6 protein-coding genes are annotated in these 17,399 nt (G+C 72.6%); 2 read left to right on the top strand and 4 right to left on the bottom strand.

Annotation, left to right across the window (positions count from 1 at the left end; genetic code table 11):
* Positions 1 to 45: 45 nt before the first annotated feature.
* Positions 46 to 2,274 (bottom strand): catalase/peroxidase HPI, encoded by a 2,229-nt coding sequence (gene katG, locus ACIO3R_RS25160; protein ID WP_402108854.1) that lies wholly within the window; start codon positions 2,272 to 2,274, stop codon positions 46 to 48.
* A gap of 340 nt (positions 2,275 to 2,614) precedes the next feature.
* Between katG and ACIO3R_RS25155 the strand changes: the two genes are divergently transcribed.
* Complete coding sequence (locus ACIO3R_RS25155) at positions 2,615 to 3,031, top strand: Fur family transcriptional regulator (RefSeq protein ID WP_402108851.1); 417 nt, start codon at positions 2,615 to 2,617, stop codon at positions 3,029 to 3,031.
* A gap of 84 nt (positions 3,032 to 3,115) precedes the next feature.
* Here ACIO3R_RS25155 and asnB read toward each other — a convergent pair whose 3' ends face one another.
* The gene (gene asnB / locus ACIO3R_RS25150; RefSeq protein WP_385037193.1) at positions 3,116 to 4,957 is read right to left on the bottom strand and encodes an asparagine synthase (glutamine-hydrolyzing); all 1,842 of its coding nucleotides are present in this window, start codon (positions 4,955 to 4,957) and stop codon (positions 3,116 to 3,118) included.
* A gap of 395 nt (positions 4,958 to 5,352) precedes the next feature.
* On the opposite strand from asnB, the gene ACIO3R_RS25145 reads away from it, so the two are divergent.
* Positions 5,353 to 5,952, top strand: coding sequence for a YdcF family protein (locus ACIO3R_RS25145; RefSeq protein ID WP_385037195.1), 600 nt, complete (start codon positions 5,353 to 5,355; stop codon positions 5,950 to 5,952).
* Between the two features lie 72 nt (positions 5,953 to 6,024).
* Here the strand turns inward: ACIO3R_RS25145 and ACIO3R_RS25140 are convergent, their stop codons facing one another.
* Positions 6,025 to 7,425: a DHA2 family efflux MFS transporter permease subunit gene (locus tag ACIO3R_RS25140; RefSeq protein WP_402108849.1), complete on the bottom strand. Its 1,401-nt coding sequence runs from the start codon at positions 7,423 to 7,425 to the stop codon at positions 6,025 to 6,027.
* Positions 7,422 to 17,399, bottom strand: coding sequence for an amino acid adenylation domain-containing protein (locus tag ACIO3R_RS25135; protein ID WP_402108847.1), 9,978 nt, complete (start codon positions 17,397 to 17,399; stop codon positions 7,422 to 7,424). The genes ACIO3R_RS25140 and ACIO3R_RS25135 overlap by 4 nt, the downstream gene beginning before the upstream one ends.

Genomic DNA, 17,399 nt, shown 5'->3' with positions numbered 1-17,399 from the left:
TCGCGGCAAGGGGGTTGCCCTGCCGCGACGGCCCGTTCGCGGTGATCAGACGAGGTCGAACCGGTCCAGGTTCATGACCTTGTCCCACGCCGCGACGAAGTCCTTCACGAACTTCTCCTTGGCGTCGTCGCTCGCGTAGACCTCCGCGACCGCGCGCAGCTCCGAGTTCGACCCGAAGACGAGGTCGGCGCGGCTGCCGGTCCACTTCACCGTGCCGGAGGCATCGCGGGCCTCGAAGGTGGTGGCGTCCGCGGAGGTCGCCTTCCACGCCGTACCCAGGTCGAGCAGGTTGACGAAGAAGTCGTTGGTCAGCACGCCGGGGGTGTCGGTGAGGACACCGAGCGAGGACTGCTGGTGGTTCGCGCCGAGCACCCGCAGCCCGCCGACGAGAACCGTCAGCTCGGGGGCGCTCAGGGTCAGCAGGTTCGCCCGGTCGATCAGCAGGTACTCGGCCGGCAGCCGGCCGGCCTTGCCGAGGTAGTTGCGGAACCCGTCGGCGGCCGGCTCCAGTTCGACGAACGACTCCACGTCGGTCTGTTCCTGCGACGCGTCGACGCGTCCCGCCGCGAAGGGCACCTCGACGTCGAAGCCGGCGTCCTTGGCCGCCTTCTCGACACCCGCGGCACCGGCGAGCACGATGAGGTCGGCGAGCGAGACCTGCTTGCCGCCGGACCGGTCGGTGTTGAAGGACTCCTGGATGCCCCGGAGGGTACGCAGCGTCGTCGCCAGCCGGTCCGGGTCGTTGACCTCCCACGCGTTCTGCGGCTCCAGGCGGAGGCGGGCGCCGTTGGCACCGCCGCGCTTGTCACTGCCGCGGAAGGAGGAGGCCGACGCCCACGCGGTGGAGACGAGCTCGGAGACCGACAGGCCCGATTCGAGGATGCGGGCCTTGAGGGAGGCGACGTCCGCGGCGTCGACCGTCTCGTACGTCCGCTCCGGGAGCGGGTCCTGCCACACCAGCGTCTCGGCGGGGACCTCGGAACCGAGGTAGCGCACGACGGGGCCCATGTCGCGGTGGGTCAGCTTGAACCAGGCGCGGGCGAAGGCGTCCGCGAACGCGTCGGGGTCCTGGTGGAAGCGGCGCGAGATCTCCTCGTACGCCGGGTCGAACCGGAGCGAGAGGTCCGTCGTCAGCATGGTCGGTGCGTGGGTCTTCGACGCGTCGAAGGCGTCGGGAACGGTGTCCGCACCGGCGCCGTCCTTCGGCCGCCACTGCTGTGCGCCCGCGGGGCTCTTGAACAGCTCCCACTCGTAGCCGAAGAGGATGTCGAAGAAGCTGTTGTCCCACGTGGTCGGGGTGTCCGTCCAGATGCCCTCGAGCCCGCTGGTGATCGCGTCGGCACCCTTGCCGGTGCCGTACGTGCTCTGCCAGCCGAGGCCCTGCTGCTCCAGCGGGGCGGCCTCCGGGTCCGGGCCGACGTTGTCCGCCGGACCGGCGCCGTGGGTCTTGCCGAAGGTGTGGCCGCCGGCGATCAGCGCGACGGTCTCCTCGTCGTTCATCGCCATGCGGCGGAACGTCTCACGGATGTCGCGGGCCGCGGCGATCGGGTCCGGAGTGCCGTTGGGGCCTTCGGGGTTGACGTAGATGAGGCCCATCTGGACCGCGCCGAGAGGGTTCTCCAGCTCCCGGTCACCGGTGTAGCGGTCGTCGCCGAGCCAGGTGGTCTCGGGGCCCCAGTAGACGTCCTCGTCGGGCTCCCACACGTCCGCGCGGCCACCGCCGAAGCCGAACGTCTTGAAGCCCATCGACTCCAGGGCGACATTGCCGGTGAGGACGATGAGGTCGGCCCACGAGAGGCTCTTGCCGTACTTCTTCTTGACCGGCCACAGCAGCCGGCGGGCCTTGTCGAGGCTCGCGTTGTCCGGCCAGCTGTTGAGCGGGGCGAAGCGCTGCTGGCCCGCTCCGGCACCGCCGCGGCCGTCACTGATCCGGTAGGTGCCGGCGCTGTGCCAGGCCATCCGGACCATGAAGGGGCCGTAGTTGCCGAAGTCGGCGGGCCACCAGTCCTGCGAGGTGGTGAGCACCTCGGCGATGTCCCGCTTGACGGCGGGCAGGTCGAGGGTCTTGAAGGCCTCTGCATAGTCGAACTCCTCGCCGAGAGGATTGGCCACGGCGGGGTTCTTGGCGAGGATCTTCAGGTTGAGCCGCTCCGGCCACCACTGGCGGTTTCCGCCGCCCTGGGTCGGGTGCGGCGCACGACCGTGCGCCACCGGGCAGCCGGAGGCCTCCTCCGCCTTCGGGTCGGTGACGATCGCGTCGTGGTTCTCAGTCATGGAAATCCTTCCGAACGGGGCGGATCACGTTGCTGTGGAACTGAGGGTGGTGGAACTGAGGTGGTGGAACTGAGAACGATGGAACTGAGTTTGAGGGAGCTGAAGTTGGTGAAGGTCAGGGGGATGCGGCTCGGGGGCGTGCAGCCCAGGACGGTGGCATCGCGGACCGGATGCCCGCGTGAGCGCACCCGTCTCCTGAAGCCACTCAATTTCTCCTGCTGTCGACCTGTCCCTTGGCTGTCAGCCGGAACCGATCCTACGATGGACCTAGTCCAAGTCAATACGGCAGACGGTTCTGCACACATCATTCGTCGGACAACGCACAGTTAGGCTGGTGGGCATGAGTGACCTGCTGGAACGGCTTCGTGGACGCGGCTGGCGCATGACCGCGCAGCGCCGGGTGGTTGCCGAGGTCCTCGCCGGCGAGCACGTCCACTTCACGGCGGACGAGGTACTCGAACGCGCCACCGCCCTGCTGCCGGAGATCTCCCGCGCCACCGTGTACAACACGCTCGGCGAGCTGGTCTCGCTCGGCGAGGTGATCGAGGTGGGCACCGACGGCCGGGCCAGACGCTACGACCCGAACGCGCACCACCCGCACCAGCACCTGGTGTGCTCCGTGTGCGGCACCATCCGGGACGTCCACCCCGACACCGACCCGCTGGCCGGGCTGCCGCCCTCCGAACGGTTCGGCTTCACCGTCTCCGAGGTCGAGGTGACCTACCGGGGTCTGTGCCCCGACTGCGCCGGCGGGTGATCCGGACAGCCCGGGACCTCCGAGGCGTTCGTGCCCCGGAGGTCCCTCGACGCGTTCACCGGCGCCGCGTCGGTGCGGAGCCGCTCAGGGGAGCGAGATCTCCGGCTTGTAGAGGTCGAGCCACAGCGCCAGGTCCAGCGTGCGCTCCAGGCCGCGCCGGGACGCCTGGGTGATCTGCGGTGCGTCGTGCCGCGCCGCGCGCGCGACCCGGTCGCGGTCGACGAGGTCGAAGACCGGATGTGAGGGCTGCGCCAGCAGGTCCTTGGCGTGACCCTGCAGGGCGAGCGCGTACTTGGGGTCCTGGGTGGAGGGGTAGGGGCTCTTGACCCGGTCGTAGACCGACTTCGGCAGCACGTCCGCCGTCGCCTCGCGCAGCAGGGACTTCTCCCGGCCGTCGAAGGACTTCAGCGACCAGGGCGTGTTGTACACGTACTCGACGAGGCGGTGGTCACAGAAGGGCACGCGCACCTCGAGCCCGACCGCCATGCTCGCGCGGTCCTTGCGGTCGAGCAGGACGCGTACGAAGCGCGTCAGGTGCAGATTGCAGATCTTGCGCATCCTGAACTCGAAATCGCTCTCGCCGTCCAGCCGTTGGACCCCGGCGACCGCGGTGTCGTAGCTGTCCTGGATGTACGACGGGAGATCGAGGGCGGCCGTCAGATCGGGCCTCAGCACATCGGAGTCGTCCCCGAAGTGCTGAGCGAAGCGCACGAGCCACGGGAACGTGTTGGCACGCCGCGCCTCCTCGTCGAAGAACTGCAGGTACCCGCCGAAGACCTCGTCGGCCGACTCCCCCGAGAGCGCGACGGTCGAGTGCTCGCGGATGGACCGGAACAGGAGGTACAGCGAGGCGTCCATGTCTCCGAAGCCCATCGGGATGTCCCGGGCCCTGATCACCTGGGCCCGCACCTCGGGGTCGGCCAGCGCGTGCGAGTCCAGCACGATGTCACGGTGGTCGGTGCCCGATGCCCGTGCCACGTCGTGGACGTACGGCGTGTCCGGGGTGGTGCGCAGCTCGTCGGCGACGAAGTTGTCGGCCTGGCCCACGAAGTCGACCGCGAAGCTGCGCACCGTCTCACCGTTCGCGGCGAGCTGACGGGCGGCGATCGCCGTCATGGCGGAGGAGTCGAGACCGCCGGAGAGCAGTGTGCAGCGCGGTACGTCCGCGACCAGCTGGCGCCGGACGATGTCGTCGAGGAGTGACCGCACATGGGCGATGGAGTCGTCCTTGCTGTCCGTGTGCGGGCGGGTCTCCAGCTGCCAGTAGACGTGACGGCGCAGGCCGTTGCGGTCGACCGTGACGACCGTGCCGGGCTCGACCTCGCGCATCCCGTCCCACACGGCGTGGCCGGGCGTCTTGACGAACGCGAAGAGTTCGCGCAGCCCGTCGAGACCGACGCGGGCGCGGGCCAGCGGGTTGGCCAGGATCGCCTTGGGCTCGGAGCCGAACAGGACGCCGTCCGGGGTCTCGTAGTAGTAGAAGGGCTTGATGCCCATCCGGTCGCGGATCATGACGAGCTTGTCGTGGCGCCCGTCCCACAGGGCGAACGCGTACATGCCGTTGAGCCGCTCGGCCACCGCCTCGCCCCACTCCAGATAGCCGCGCAGCACGACCTCGGTGTCGGAGTCCGTGGTGAACCGGTGGCCGCGCCCCGTCAGTTCACGGCGCAGCTCGGTGAAGTTGTACGTCTCGCCCGAGTAGACGAGGGCCACCGTGCCCTGCGGTGTGTCGGCCGTCATCGGCTGGCGCCCGCCGGGCAGGTCGATGATCGCCAGCCGACGGTGCCCGAGGGCGGCCGGACCGTTGATCCATGTGCCGCGGTCGTCAGGGCCGCGGCAGGACATCGTCTCCGTCATCGCGTCCACGGTCGCGGACGCGCTGTGCAAGTCGCGTTCGAAGGAGACCCAGCCGGTGATGCCACACATGCGCTACCTCCTGCGTGCTGTCGTCGGCCGGGGCCCGGGAACCACAGCTGAACAGCGGATTCGAGGTCTGCGCCACTCCTGGCCGAACTAGATGTACTGCGCAGTTACGTATCGAGGGTGCGTCCTTTCATTGCATACGGTCAATGTGGCCGTAACACGACGGGGCCCGTGACCCGCAGCCTTTCGGCCGCCCGCCGCACCGCGCGGGGCCACGTCGCCACGGGCCACGCCGCACCCCACCCGCGCGGGCGGGGGTGCGGGACCGGACGGAGCGACACGTTCCGGCCACGGGCAAAGACTTACTCAATGTTGCGACGGGCTCCGCGGAGCGCAGGTCGGCGGGGCCGAACGTCGCGGGCATGCCGTCCGGGGGCGCGGTGCCCTAAAGTCGCCGGATGCGACGAAGGGCAGGATTCGCAATGGCTGGGGTCGCGGCCCTGGCCTGGGGCGAGTGGTTGAACTGGCGCTGGTCCAGAGCCCTCGTGGGCAGCGGTGGGGGCGCGTCCGAAGCCGTGGTCGTGTTGGGCTACCGGAACCCCCAACCGACGGCCAACCTCATCAACCGCTGGCGAGTCCGCGCCGGAGTTCGCTCCGTTGCCGCTGACAACGTGCGGGGCACTCGCGTGATTTTCAGCGGTGGTCCCACCGGCAGGCGTGCCGCGGAGGCCCAGTTGATGGCTGAGTACGCGAAGTCGGTGCTCAAGTTCGACGGCGCCGTTCTCCTCGAAGACCGAAGTGCGACGACATGGGAGAACATCACGAATGTGATCCCCTTGATCGAGGACGTCGATCGCATCAAGATCGCCTCCCAGCCGGCGCACGCGTTCAAGGCCCGGGTGTACTTGCGGCGGCAGCGCCCTGATCTGGCCGAGAAGCTGGTGCGCGCGGACGACTACCGCCCCGGCGAGTGGGTTCTCGCCAAACCACTGCTGGCTCTGTACGGGCTCTGGACACTCCGCGGGATCAGGACCGGTGAACAGAGGACTTCGCTGTGAACAGCCGCTGTCCCGTCGGCATCACGAACGGTGGCCCTCCCCCGAGGCCTCCACCCGATCGGCAGGCGCCCGTCACGCCCCCCTCGCCCGCGTCCGCGGCAGTCTCGTGGCTCCCGCGGCGGCGAACAGGCAGAAGCCCAGGACCCACCAGAAGGTGTCGCCGAAGGCCGCGGGGATGTCCGGGCCGCGGGCGGACAACCGGTTCTGCAGGACCACGGCGAGGGCGGCGGTGCCGACCGAGCCGCCCACCGTGTTGAGGAGGTTGAGCGCCCCGGACGCGCGCGGGAGTCGCTCGGGTTCGATGCGGCTGTAGACGATGTTCATCACGGGCGCGCCGACCATGGCCATGCCGACGCCGCGGAGCGCGAGCGACGCGGCGATCACGGTGTCCGGGAGGCCGTGGCCGAGCTGGGTGAACGGGGCCGTGCCGATGAGGATCAGCACGATGCCGGTGACCACCAGGGTTCTCGGCGCGACCTTGTTGATGGTGCGGTTGACCAGTACCGATCCGGCCGCCGCGCCGACCCCCTGGGGTGCGAGGAGCAGCCCCGCCTCCCAGGCCGACATCCCGCGGCCGGTCTGGAGGTACAGCGGCAGCAGGAACATCGTGCCGAACACCGACGCGCCCAGGACGAGCAGGGCGACGGCGGCGGCCCCGAAGGGGGGCCGGGCGAACAGCCGGGGGTCGACCAGTGGTGTGCGGCTGGTGCGCAGGCCGTGCACGGTGAAGGCGGCGAGCATCGCCAGCCCCACGGACACTCCGGCGGTGGCCGGGACGGTGCGGCCGTGGGCGACCTCGGTCAGGCCGAACACCAGCACGGCCAGGCCGGGTGAGAGCAGCAGGGCGCCGCGCAGGTCGAACGGGGTCCGCCGGTCCGACGGGGGTATCACCGGCACATGGCGGCGGGCGAGGAGTGCGGCGACCACGCCGATCGGCAGGTTGACCAGGAACAGCCACGGCCAGGGCGCCACGGAGAGGATGGAGCCGCCGGCCAGTGGGCCGAACACCGGTGACAGCAGCGGCACGACCGCGACGACACTGATCACCCGCCCGGTGCGGCCGGGGCCCGCGACGCGGGCCAGCAGTGCCTGACCGGTCGCGGGCAGCAGTCCGCCGCCGAGGCCCTGGATCACCCGGAACACGATGAGGCCGGTCACCGACCAGGCCGACGCGCACAGCACCGAGCCGAGCAGGAACACGCCCACGGCGGCGAGCCACGTCCGCCGGCCGCCGAAGCGGTCGGCCAGCCAGCCGGACGCGGGCACGGCGGCGACCACGGCCAGCAGGTAGGCGGTGGTGACCCACTGGACCTCGGCGACGGAGACGTCGAACTCGTCGGTCAGTGTGTCGATTCCGACGCTGACGATCGTGGCGTCCAGGGTGGCCATGAAGGTGCCGAGCACCAGGATGAACGCGATCCGCAGCAGGTCCCGGTCGACCCGCTCGTCCGGCGGAGCGGCGTTCGCGCTCATCGGCCCTCCAGGAGGTCGAGCACGTCGTTGTCGAGGTGCTTGTCCAGGGTGCGGAGCAGGTCGAGCAGTTCCTCTGCGAGTCCGTCGGCGGCCGGGCCGATCCGGTGGGCGAGCACGCCTGTCCAGCCGTCGCCGTCCGGCATGACGGTCAGGGTCACCGGGTGGTGGGTGGCCTCGCGGAAGCGGGTTCCGACGACCGTGAGCCCGGGGGCCGGTTCGCGGAGCCGGTCCGGGTCGACCGGGTAGTTCTCGAACACCACCAGGCTGTCGAACAGGCCGCGCAGCCCGGTCAGCCGTTCCAGGTCGGCCAGGGGGACGTGGTGGTGCTCGATCAACGCCCGCTGCCCGGACTGGAGCCGGGCGAGGGTGTCGGCGAGCGTGCCCGTGAGCCGTGCGCGTACGGGCACGGTGTTGGCCAGCAGGCCGATGATCTCCTCGACGCCCTCCAGCTCCGGGGGACGGCAGGACACCATGGCGCCGAAGCAGACGTCCCGGTGACCGGAGCGCCGCGCGAGCAGCACCGACCAGGCGCCCTGCACCAGTGTGTTCGGGGTCAGACCGCGCCGGGCGGCGAGGCCGGTGAGGTCCGCCACCAGTCCCGCGTCGAACTCGATGACCTCGGGTTCCTGCCAGGCCGGGCCGGGCCGGCCGCCTCCCAGGTAGTCGCCCTCGGGCAGACCGTTCAATTCCGTCGCCCAGGCGCCGAGGTCGGGTGTGTGCTCGGTGCACCAGGTCAGGTAGCCGGTGAACGGTACGGGGTCGGGCAGCTCCGGGGCCTCGCCGCGCACCCTCGCCGTGTACAGCGCGAACAGTTCGGTGAGGACACGCGGGGCCGACCAGCCGTCGGACAGTACGTGATGGCTGGTCAGAACCAGGTCGGCGCGTTCGGGGCCGCACCGGATCACGGTCAGCCGCAGGAGCGGGCCGCGAGCGAGGTCGAACGGCTCGGCCAGGTCGGCCGCGAGCGCCTCCTCGACCGGTCCGTCGCTCACACGGAAGTCCGGCCGGGGCGATACGGGGATCACGGCCAGGTCCGTGGGGAACCTGGCGCCCAGGTTCGGGTGGCGGTTCAGCAGGTCGGTGCCGGCGGCGCGCAGGGCGTCGACGTCGAGCGGGCCGGCGAGGGAGAACGCCGACTGCACGGTGTAGGGGTCGGGGCGTTCGGTGCGCGAGTGCCGGAGCATCACCTCCTGCAACGGGGTCAGCGGCTGTATGTCCGCGACCGGACTGTCGTGGTCGAGTCCGCTGATCTCCGGGGCGGCCGCGACGCGCAGGAGCTCGGTCCGCAGGCACTCCCCCAGTTCCTCGGCCTCGGCGGCGGTGAAGAGCGCGGCCGGCCAGGTGATCCGGACCCCGAGCGCGTCGTCGCGTACCAGGGCGTTGACCATCAGGCCGTACGGCAGGGGCATCGCGTCGGAACCGTTCGAGCCGAGCGGGCCGGCGTCAGGGGGTGCCTGCCACGGTGTCTCGCGGTCCGGGGCGCCCGGGTACTGGCCGAGGTAGTTCCAGGCGATCTCCGGTTCCACGGGGTCCAGCAGACCTGCCGTGGTGAGGATGCCGTGGCCGAGGCCGTCGCCCTGGGCGCGCAGCCGCTCCCCGACCGCCCTCACGTCGTCGTCCGCGTCGAGCCTGACGGGGTGGACGGCGGTGAACCAGCCGACGGTCTGCGACAGGTCGACCTGTCGCGGGCGGCCGTGGCTCTCCAGCGCGACCAGTACCTCCGGTGTCCCGCGCCAGTCGCGTACCGCACGGGCGAGCGCCGTCAGCAGGACGGCGTCCGGTGTGGTGCGGTGGGCGGCCGGCAGGGTCGTGATCAGGGCGCGGGTCGATTCGGGGTCGAGCCGGATCTCGTGGTGCCTCGCGGTGGCCACGGTGTCGCGTGCGGGGTCGAGCGGGCGGGTGAGCGCCGGGGTGGCGTTCATCCGCTGCCAGTGCGGGAGTTCGGCCCGCCGGTCGGCCTCGCGCAGCGAACGCGCCCAGCCGAGGAAGGACTGGCCGTGCCGGGCCAGCGAGCCGCCGGAGTGGGCGTGCTCCAGGTCGTCCAGCAGGACGCGCCAGGACACCCCGTCGACGATCAGGTGGTGGGCGATCAGGACGAGCCGGCCGGGCCGGACCGGTCCGGCGTCCACCCACACCGCGCGCAGCAGTGGGCCGGTGCGCGGGTCCATCGACTCCCGGGCCTCGGCGGTCGCGGAGTCGGCCTGGGCCCGCAGGTCGCCGGAGGCCCGTACGCGGGTCAGGACGTCGGCGGCGGTCACCGCGCCGGCCGGCGGGATGTGCAGGGTGTCGCCGGCCAAGTGGGCCCGCAGTACGTCGTGACGGGCCAGCAGCGCGTCGAGGGCGGACCGCCAGGTTGTCTGGTCGCCGCCCGGCGGGACGCAGATCTCCACCCACTGGCAGAATCCGTCGGCGGCCGTCCCCGCGCGGCGCAGCAGGTCCCGCATGACGGGGGTCAGCGGGGCGTCGCCGGTGGCGGGTGCGTCACCGTCGTCGAGGGTGCGGGCCCGTGCGGCGATACCGGCGACCGTCTCTCCCTCGAAGACGTCCTTCGCGGTCAGGCCGAGTCCTTGGCGCCGGGCCCGCGAGACCACTTGCAGCGACACGATGCTGTCCCCGCCGATGGCGAAGAAGTTGTCGTCGGGGCCCACGTCGTCGGTGCCGAGGACATCGCGGAACACGCCGAGCAGGACGGCTTCGGCGCCGGTGGCGGGTTCGCGCCGGGCGGCGGTGGCGGTCTCGGGCGCAGGCAGCGCGGCGGAGTCGAGCTTGCCGCTGGGGCTCAGCGGCAGCCGGTCGATCGGCACGAGCACCGTCGGCACCATGTGGTCGGGCAGTTCCCCGGCCAGGTACGCGCGGACCCGTGCGGTGTCGAGGTCGGCGTCGTCGGTCGGGATGACGTAGCCGATGAGCCTGTCCTCCCGCACGATGACGGCGCAGGCGCGCACGTCGGGGTGGCCGGTCAGAGTGGACTCGATCTCGCCCAGTTCGACGCGGAAGCCGCGGATCTTGATCTGGTGGTCGGCGCGGCCGAGGAACACCAGTTGTCCGTCGGGCCGCCACCGCACCAGGTCGCCGGTGCGGTACATCCGTTCGCCGGGCGGGCCGAACGGGTCGGCCACGAACGTGGCGGCGGTCAGGCCGGGCCTGCCGAGGTAGCCGCGGGCCAGGCTCGGTCCGGCGAGGTACAGCTCGCCCGTCACACCGGTGCCGGCCGGCTGGAGTCCGCCGTCGAGGACGTAGGCGCGGACGTTGGGGTCGGGGCGGCCGATGGGCAGCGGTCCGGTGTCGTCCGGGTCGTACCGCCATGTGACGGAGTTGATGGTGACCTCGGTCGGACCGTAGGCGTTGAACAGTGCCCTGCGTCCTTCGCCCCAGCGCCGCGCCAGTTCGGGGTCGAGGCGCTCGGCGCCGACGACGAAGAACACGTCGGGGCCGACCGTGCGGTCGTCGGGCATCGCGGCGAGGAACGACGGCAGCAGGTTGACGCCGGTCACCCGGTGCTCGGTGATGTAGTCGAGCAGTTCGTCGCCGGGGACGCGCACCTCCTCGGGGGCGATCACGGACGTACCGCCGGAGAGCAGCGGCACCATGGTCTGCCAGAACGCGACGTCGAAGCTCGTCGAGGCGAAGTGCAGGTAGCGGTCGTGCTCGGTGACCCCGACGACCTCCTCCTGGAGCGCGATCAGGTCGGGCACGCCTCGGTGGGTCACCCCGACGCCCTTGGGGCGCCCGGTGGTTCCGGAGGTGTAGATGACGTAGGCGAGCGCGTCCTCGGTGAGCCGGGCGCGTGCGTCGGCCGGGTCGGTGTCGGGGACGGACGCGAGGGTGGCCGGGTCGTCCAGCCGCAGGACCGGGACGTCGCGGTCGACGGGCAGTTCGGCGCCGGTGGTCACAACCGCTGCCGGGGCGATGTCGTCGAACATGTAGGCGAGGCGCTCGCGCGGGTAGCTCGCGTCCATCGGTACGTACACCGCGCCGGCCTTGGCCACGCCGAAGAGCGCCACGGTCATCTCGATGTCGCGTCCGAGCAGAACGGCAACCGGGTCCTGGGGCCGTACCCCGCGGGCGATCAATGCCTGGGCGAGGCGGTTGGCCTGCCGGTCCAGCGCGTCGTAACTCAGGCTGCGGTCGCGGCAGACCAGGGCCTCCGCGCCGGGCTTGCGGCGTACCCAGGCGGCGAACTCGTCCAGCCAGTGGCCGCGGGCCCCGGCGGCGGCGGTCTCGGTGCCGGTACGCAGCATCACCGCCCGCTCGTCGGCGTCGAGTGCGGGCAGCCGGAGCGCGGGCCGTGCCGGGTCGTCGACGATCTCCCGCAGGAGGTTGCGGAGCCAGCGGCCGTAGTCGCGCACGGTCTCCGCGGCGAAGGCGCGCGGCTGGTAGCCGAGGCCGATCGTGATCTCCTCGTCCGGGATCACGATGACGGTCAGGGCGTAGTGCGTGGCGTCGGTGATGTCCACCCCGGCCAGGTCGAGGCCGGGGGTGAGCGCAGTGCGCTTCCGGCTGGAGAGCGGGAAGTTCTCCATGACCAGCATCGTGTCGAACAGGTCGCCGACGCCCACGGCCCGCTGGACGGCGGGCAGGCCGACGTGGTGGTGCTCGGCGAGGGCGACGCTCTCGGCGTGCACCTGTGCCATGAGGTCCGTCGCGGTCTGGTCCTGGGTGTGCCTGACGCGTACCGGGATCGTGGTGCCGAGCTGGCCGATCATCGACTCGACACCGTCGACCTCGGCGGGCCGCCCGGACACCGGGCAGCCGAACACGACGTCGCGGCGGCCGGTGAGCCGGCCCAGCAGCAGGCCCCACGCCGTCTGGAGCACGGTCGTCAGGGTGACGCCCTGTTCGCGGGCGAACGCGCGCAGCCGGTCGCTGAATTCGGAACCCAGCCCGATGGTCTCGCGGCCGGGCCGCTCGACGCCGGTCCCGATGTTCGCGGGTGCCAGCCGTGTCGCGTCGTCGACGCCGGCCAGCGCGTCCCGCCAGGCGTCGAGGGACGCCTCGCGGTCCCGGCCCGCCAACCAGCGGAAGTACTCCGAGAGCGGTGGGGCGGCGGGTGCGGCGGGTCCGCCGCTCAGCTCGGCGTAGACGGCGAGCAGGGTACGGCCGACCAGCGGCATCGACCAGCCGTCGAGCAGGGCGTGGTGGTTGGTGATCACCAGCTTGTGCTCGGCGGGCCCGGCACGGGACAGCAGGAAGCGGATCAGCGGCGGCCGGGACGGGTCGAAGGGGCGTTCCAGATCGGCGCGGGCCGCTTCGGGGAACCGGTCGTCCTGCCGCCATTCCAGGGCGACTTCGGCGGGGATCACCTGGACCACGTCGTCGCCCGCCGTGCCCAGGTACACGCGCAGGGCGGGGTGGCGGCGCAGCAGTTCGCGGGCGGCCTCGGCCATCCGGTCCGGCCGCAGCTCACCGGCCAGGGTGGTCACGGCCTGGACGACGTAGACATCGGTGTCCTGGTCGTCGCGGACCAGGGTGTGGAAGGAGAGCCCGACCTGAAGGGGGGTGGCGGGCAGGACGTCGGTGATGCGGCCGGTGCGTTCGAGCGCGTCGATGGCGGGCTGGTCGAGGTCGACCAGCGGCAGGTCCGACGGGGTGAGCCCGCCCGCGGTGTGGAGCGCGTGCGCGGTCAGCGCGTCCAGGGCGGCGGCCCAGGACTGCTGGAGCGCCGTCACGGCGTCGGCGCCGAGTACGCCGGTCGCGGCGGTCCACTCGACGGCGAGCCGGGGTGCGCCCTCCTCGTGGACGAAGCAGTTGAGGGCCAGGATCTGTTCCAGGGCCTTGGCACCGGGCTCGATCACCGAGAAGGCGTCGTGCTCCGGCAGGCGCCAGCCGGTTCCGGACAACGGGGAGAACCGGCCCAGGTAGTTGAGGAGCACGTCCGGCGGCGGGGTGGCGGCGAGTTCGGGCCCTGTCTCCGGGTCGAGGTGGCGCAGGACGCCGTAGCCGATCCCGCTGTCGGGGACGCCGCGCCGGGCCTCCTTGGCGGCGCGCAGCGCCTGCCCCACGTCGTCGGAGGCGGGTACGCGTACCGGGTACTCGCTGGTGAACCAGCCGATGGTGCGGGCCAGGTCGAGGTGTTCGCGGCCGTGGCCCTCCATCGAGACGGTCAGCGCGTCGCCCGTCAGACCCCAGCCGCGCAGGGCGAGCACGAGTGCGGCGAGCAGCACCTCGTCGACACCGGCGCGGTACGCCGCGGGCAGGGTGGTCAGGAGCGCCTCCGTGGCCTCCGCGGAGGCCACGGTGACGGACCGGTGGGCGGTGGAGACGGTGTCCCGTGTCCGGTCCAGTGGCCGGGCGCCGAGCCGGGACGCGGAGCCGAGCGCGGTCCGCCAGTAGTCGAGTTCGCCGCGCCGCTCGCCGGATTCCCCCTGGCCGGCGAGGAGCAGCGCGTGCCGTCGCCAGGACGCCCCGACCGGTTCGAGAGCGCCGCCCGTGCAGGCCGTGTGGAGGTCGGGGAGCAGGATGCGCCAGGACACACCGTCCATGGCGAGGTGGTGCACGACGACGACCAGCCGGTCCGGCGTGCCGTCGCCGGTACGGAGCAGGGCCGTCCGCAGCAGGTCGCCCGATCCCGGGTCGAGTTCGCCGGCCAGCCGCCGGGCCAGGGCGGTCACGTCCTCGCCGCTTGCCTCGCCGACGACGGCCCGCACCGTGCCGCGGGGCAGGATCTCCAGGCCGTCGGCCACCCGCAGCCGCAGTGCGTCGTGGTGGTCGAGCACGGTCTGTACGCCGGTGACCAGGTCGCCGTGGTCGAGTTCACCGACGCGCAGGGCGGTCCACTGCGCGTATCCGGCGACGACGCCGATGTCCGGATGGGGGTCGAGCAGGCCGCGGGCGATGGGCGGCGCGGGGACCGGCCCGACCGGCTCGTCCGCCGTCTCCGTTGTCTGTGCCGGCAGTTCGGCGGAGGCCGCCAGCGCGGCGAAGCTACGGCGTGCCAGCAGGTCCCGGGGGCGCAGGGAGAGGCCTGCCGTTCGCAGTCTGCTGCTGACGGTGATCGCGGTGATGCTGTCCCCGCCGAGGGCGAAGAAGTCGTCGTCCACGCCGACCTGTTCGACCTCCAGTACCTCGGCGAGGACCGCGCACAGCAGCCGTTCCCGCGCGGTGCCCGGTTCCCGGCCCGCGCCGCCGGGCAGTGCGGGTGCGGGCAGTGCGGCGCGGTCGAGCTTGCCGTTGGGGGTGACCGGCAGCCGGTCCAGCACCACCAGCGCCGCGGGCACCATGTGCTCGGGGAGCCGCCCGGCCAGCCGGGCACGTGCCTGGTCCCCGGTGAGCGAGGCGGACACGATGTAGCCGACCAGCCGGGACGACCGCACCCCGGCGGCCGCCGCGGTGACCCCGGGCAGTGCGGCGAGCGCCGCCTCAACCTCGCCGGTCTCCACCCGGTGGCCGCGGATCTTGACCTGGCCGTCGCCCCGTCCGTGGTACTCCAGTCCGTGGCCGGGCACCCACCGGGCCAGGTCGCCGGTGCGGTACATGCGCTCGCCCGGCGGGCCGAACGGGTCGGCGACGAAGCGTTCGGCCGTGGCCCCGGGCATGCCGAGGTAGCCGCGGGCCACGTGCGGTCCGGCCAGGTACAGTTCGCCCGCCGTGCCGTGCGGCACCGGTTGCAGCGCGCTGTCCAGCACGTAGATCCGGGTGCCCGCGAGCGGGTGGCCGATCATCGGCTCGTCGCCCTCGATCCGTGCGGTGGTGCTGTCGACGGTCGCCTCGGTCGGCCCGTAGATGTTGCGTGCGGTGACGCCCGACCCGGCGATCCGCCGCCACAGCGCGGGCGGGGTGGCCTCGCCGCCGAGGACCAGCAGCGTGGGCCGCCGGTCCAGGAGGCCCGCGTCGACGAGCGGCGCCGCCATCGACGGCGTGGTGTCCACGATGTCGATGCCGTCGCGCGCGTACGCGGCGAGCAGGGCGTCCGCGTCGCGGGCGGTCTCGGTGTCGTAGACGTGCAGTTCGTGCCCGCACAGCAGCCACACCAGGTGGTCGAACGCGGAGTCGAAGGCGAACGAGTAGGTGTGCGCGGCGCGCAGCCGCCTGCCCGAGGCCCGTTCGGCCTCGGCGACGACCGTCGACCGCTGGTGGTGCAGGAGTGCGGCCAGGCCGCCGGACCGGCCGAGGACGCCCTTGGGGCGTCCTGTCGAGCCGGAGGTGTGGATGACGTAGGCGAGGTGCTCGGGGTGCCGGGGCGCGGCCAGTTCGTCGGCTGCCAGCGGGGCGCCGGGCAGTGGGGCGGCCTCGGCGAGGAGCGTGGTCCACGGCAGTCCGTCGGTCGCGCCGGCGGTCAGTACCAGCGCGGGGCGGGCGTCGTCGATCAGTTCGCGCAGCCGCTCCGGCGGGTGTGCGGCGTCCAGCGGCAGGAACGCGGCGCCCGCGTCCAGGACGGCCAGCAGGGCGACCACCGAGTCGGCGGAGCGCGGCAGCGCGAGGGCCACGACGTCGTCGGGTCCGATCCCGCGGGCCCGCAGCGCACGGGCCAGCCGGTGCACCCGGTCCGCCAGGTCCGCCGCGGTCAGCCGGTCGTCACCGCAGACCAGGGCGGTATGCCCGGGTCCGGCGGCGGTCATCGCGTCGAACGCGGCCGGCAGGTCCACCGGAGTGCCGGGCAGGGCGGGCGGGGACCACTGGGCCAGCAGCCCGTCCACGTCGTCGGTCAGGGCGATCCGGCCGACGGGCAGGCCGTCGGTCAGTGCGGACAGCAGGGCCAGGAGCCCGGTCAGCAGACTGTCGACCGCGGCCTGGTCCTTGGACCGGGCGTCGACCTCGAAGCCCAGCAGCAGCCCGCCGTCGCGGGTGGGCAGGACGCTCAGGCCCATGTCCTCCGGCGGTCCGCCCGCGACGTTGCGCATCACACCGCCGGCCCCGGCGAAGTCGATCGCCAGGTCGAACGCCTTGAGGTTGATCCCGCGTCCGTGCAGCAGCGCGCCCGCGCCGGGCGCTGCGAGGTCCCGGGGGAGGTCCTCGCCCCGGTAGCGCTGGTGGTCGCGCATCTCGCGCATCGCGGAGGCGACCCGCCGGCTCAGCTCCCCGAGCCCGTCTCCGCCGTGCACGGTCACCCGCAGCGGCAGTACGTTGACGGCCATGGCGGGGGTGCGCAGCTCGGCCGAGCCCGCCCGGCACATCAGCGGCAGCGCGAACACCACGTCGGTGCGGCCCAGCATGCGGTGCAGGAAGGCGGCGTAACAGGCGATCAGCGCCTCGCCCCACGCGACGCCCTCCCGCCCGGCGAACGCGCGCAGCCGGGCCGTCTCCTCGGGTGTGACGACGGCGCGGGCGGTCAGGGTGCGGTCGGGGGCGCCGGCGGCGGTGCCGGGGCCGTCGAGGTGACCGAGTTCGGGCAGCGGGGTGAACCGCTCGACCCAGTAGGCGCGGTCCTCGGCGAACCGGTCGCTCTCCCGGTAGGCCCGGTCCGCGGTGACGAGGTCCGCGAACCCGCCGAAGGTCGATCGCGGCAGCTCGGTCCCCCGTACCAGGGCGGTGTAGTGGGCGGCCGTGCGGCGGGCGAGCATCGCGGCGGTGTAGCCGTCGAAGACCAGGTGGTGGCCGAGCTGGGTGTACCAGACCTCGCGGTCGGACAGCCTGATGACGGTACGGGCGTACAGGACCCGGTCCACCATCCCCCGGCAGGCCTCGCCCGCCCGTGCCCGCTCGGCGTCGACGAGCGCCTGGGCCGCGGCCGCGGGGTCGGCCGCGCCGCTGACGTCGAGGATCTCGGGCAGCGCGACCGGTTCCTCGCTCACTGCCTGGCGGGGTCCGTCCGGGGTGTCGCGGACCCGCAGCCGCAGGGTCTCGGCCTCCTCGGTGGTCGCCCGGACCGCCTCGGCCAGCGCGTCCGCGTCGACCGGCTCCGTGCCGGATATCTCCACCACGTCGCCGACCACGTAGTACGGCGAGTCGGGCTCCAGGCGTTGCGCGTTCCAGATGCCCAACTGGGCACTGGTCAGGGCGAGAAGACCGTCCGAGGGCGCGCTTGCGGTGCTCAA

The sequence above is a fragment of the Streptomyces sp. NPDC087428 genome (genome assembly GCF_044744085.1).
GTDB lineage: Bacteria > Actinomycetota > Actinomycetes > Streptomycetales > Streptomycetaceae > Streptomyces.
This window is presented reverse-complemented; position numbering and strand designations above follow the sequence as displayed.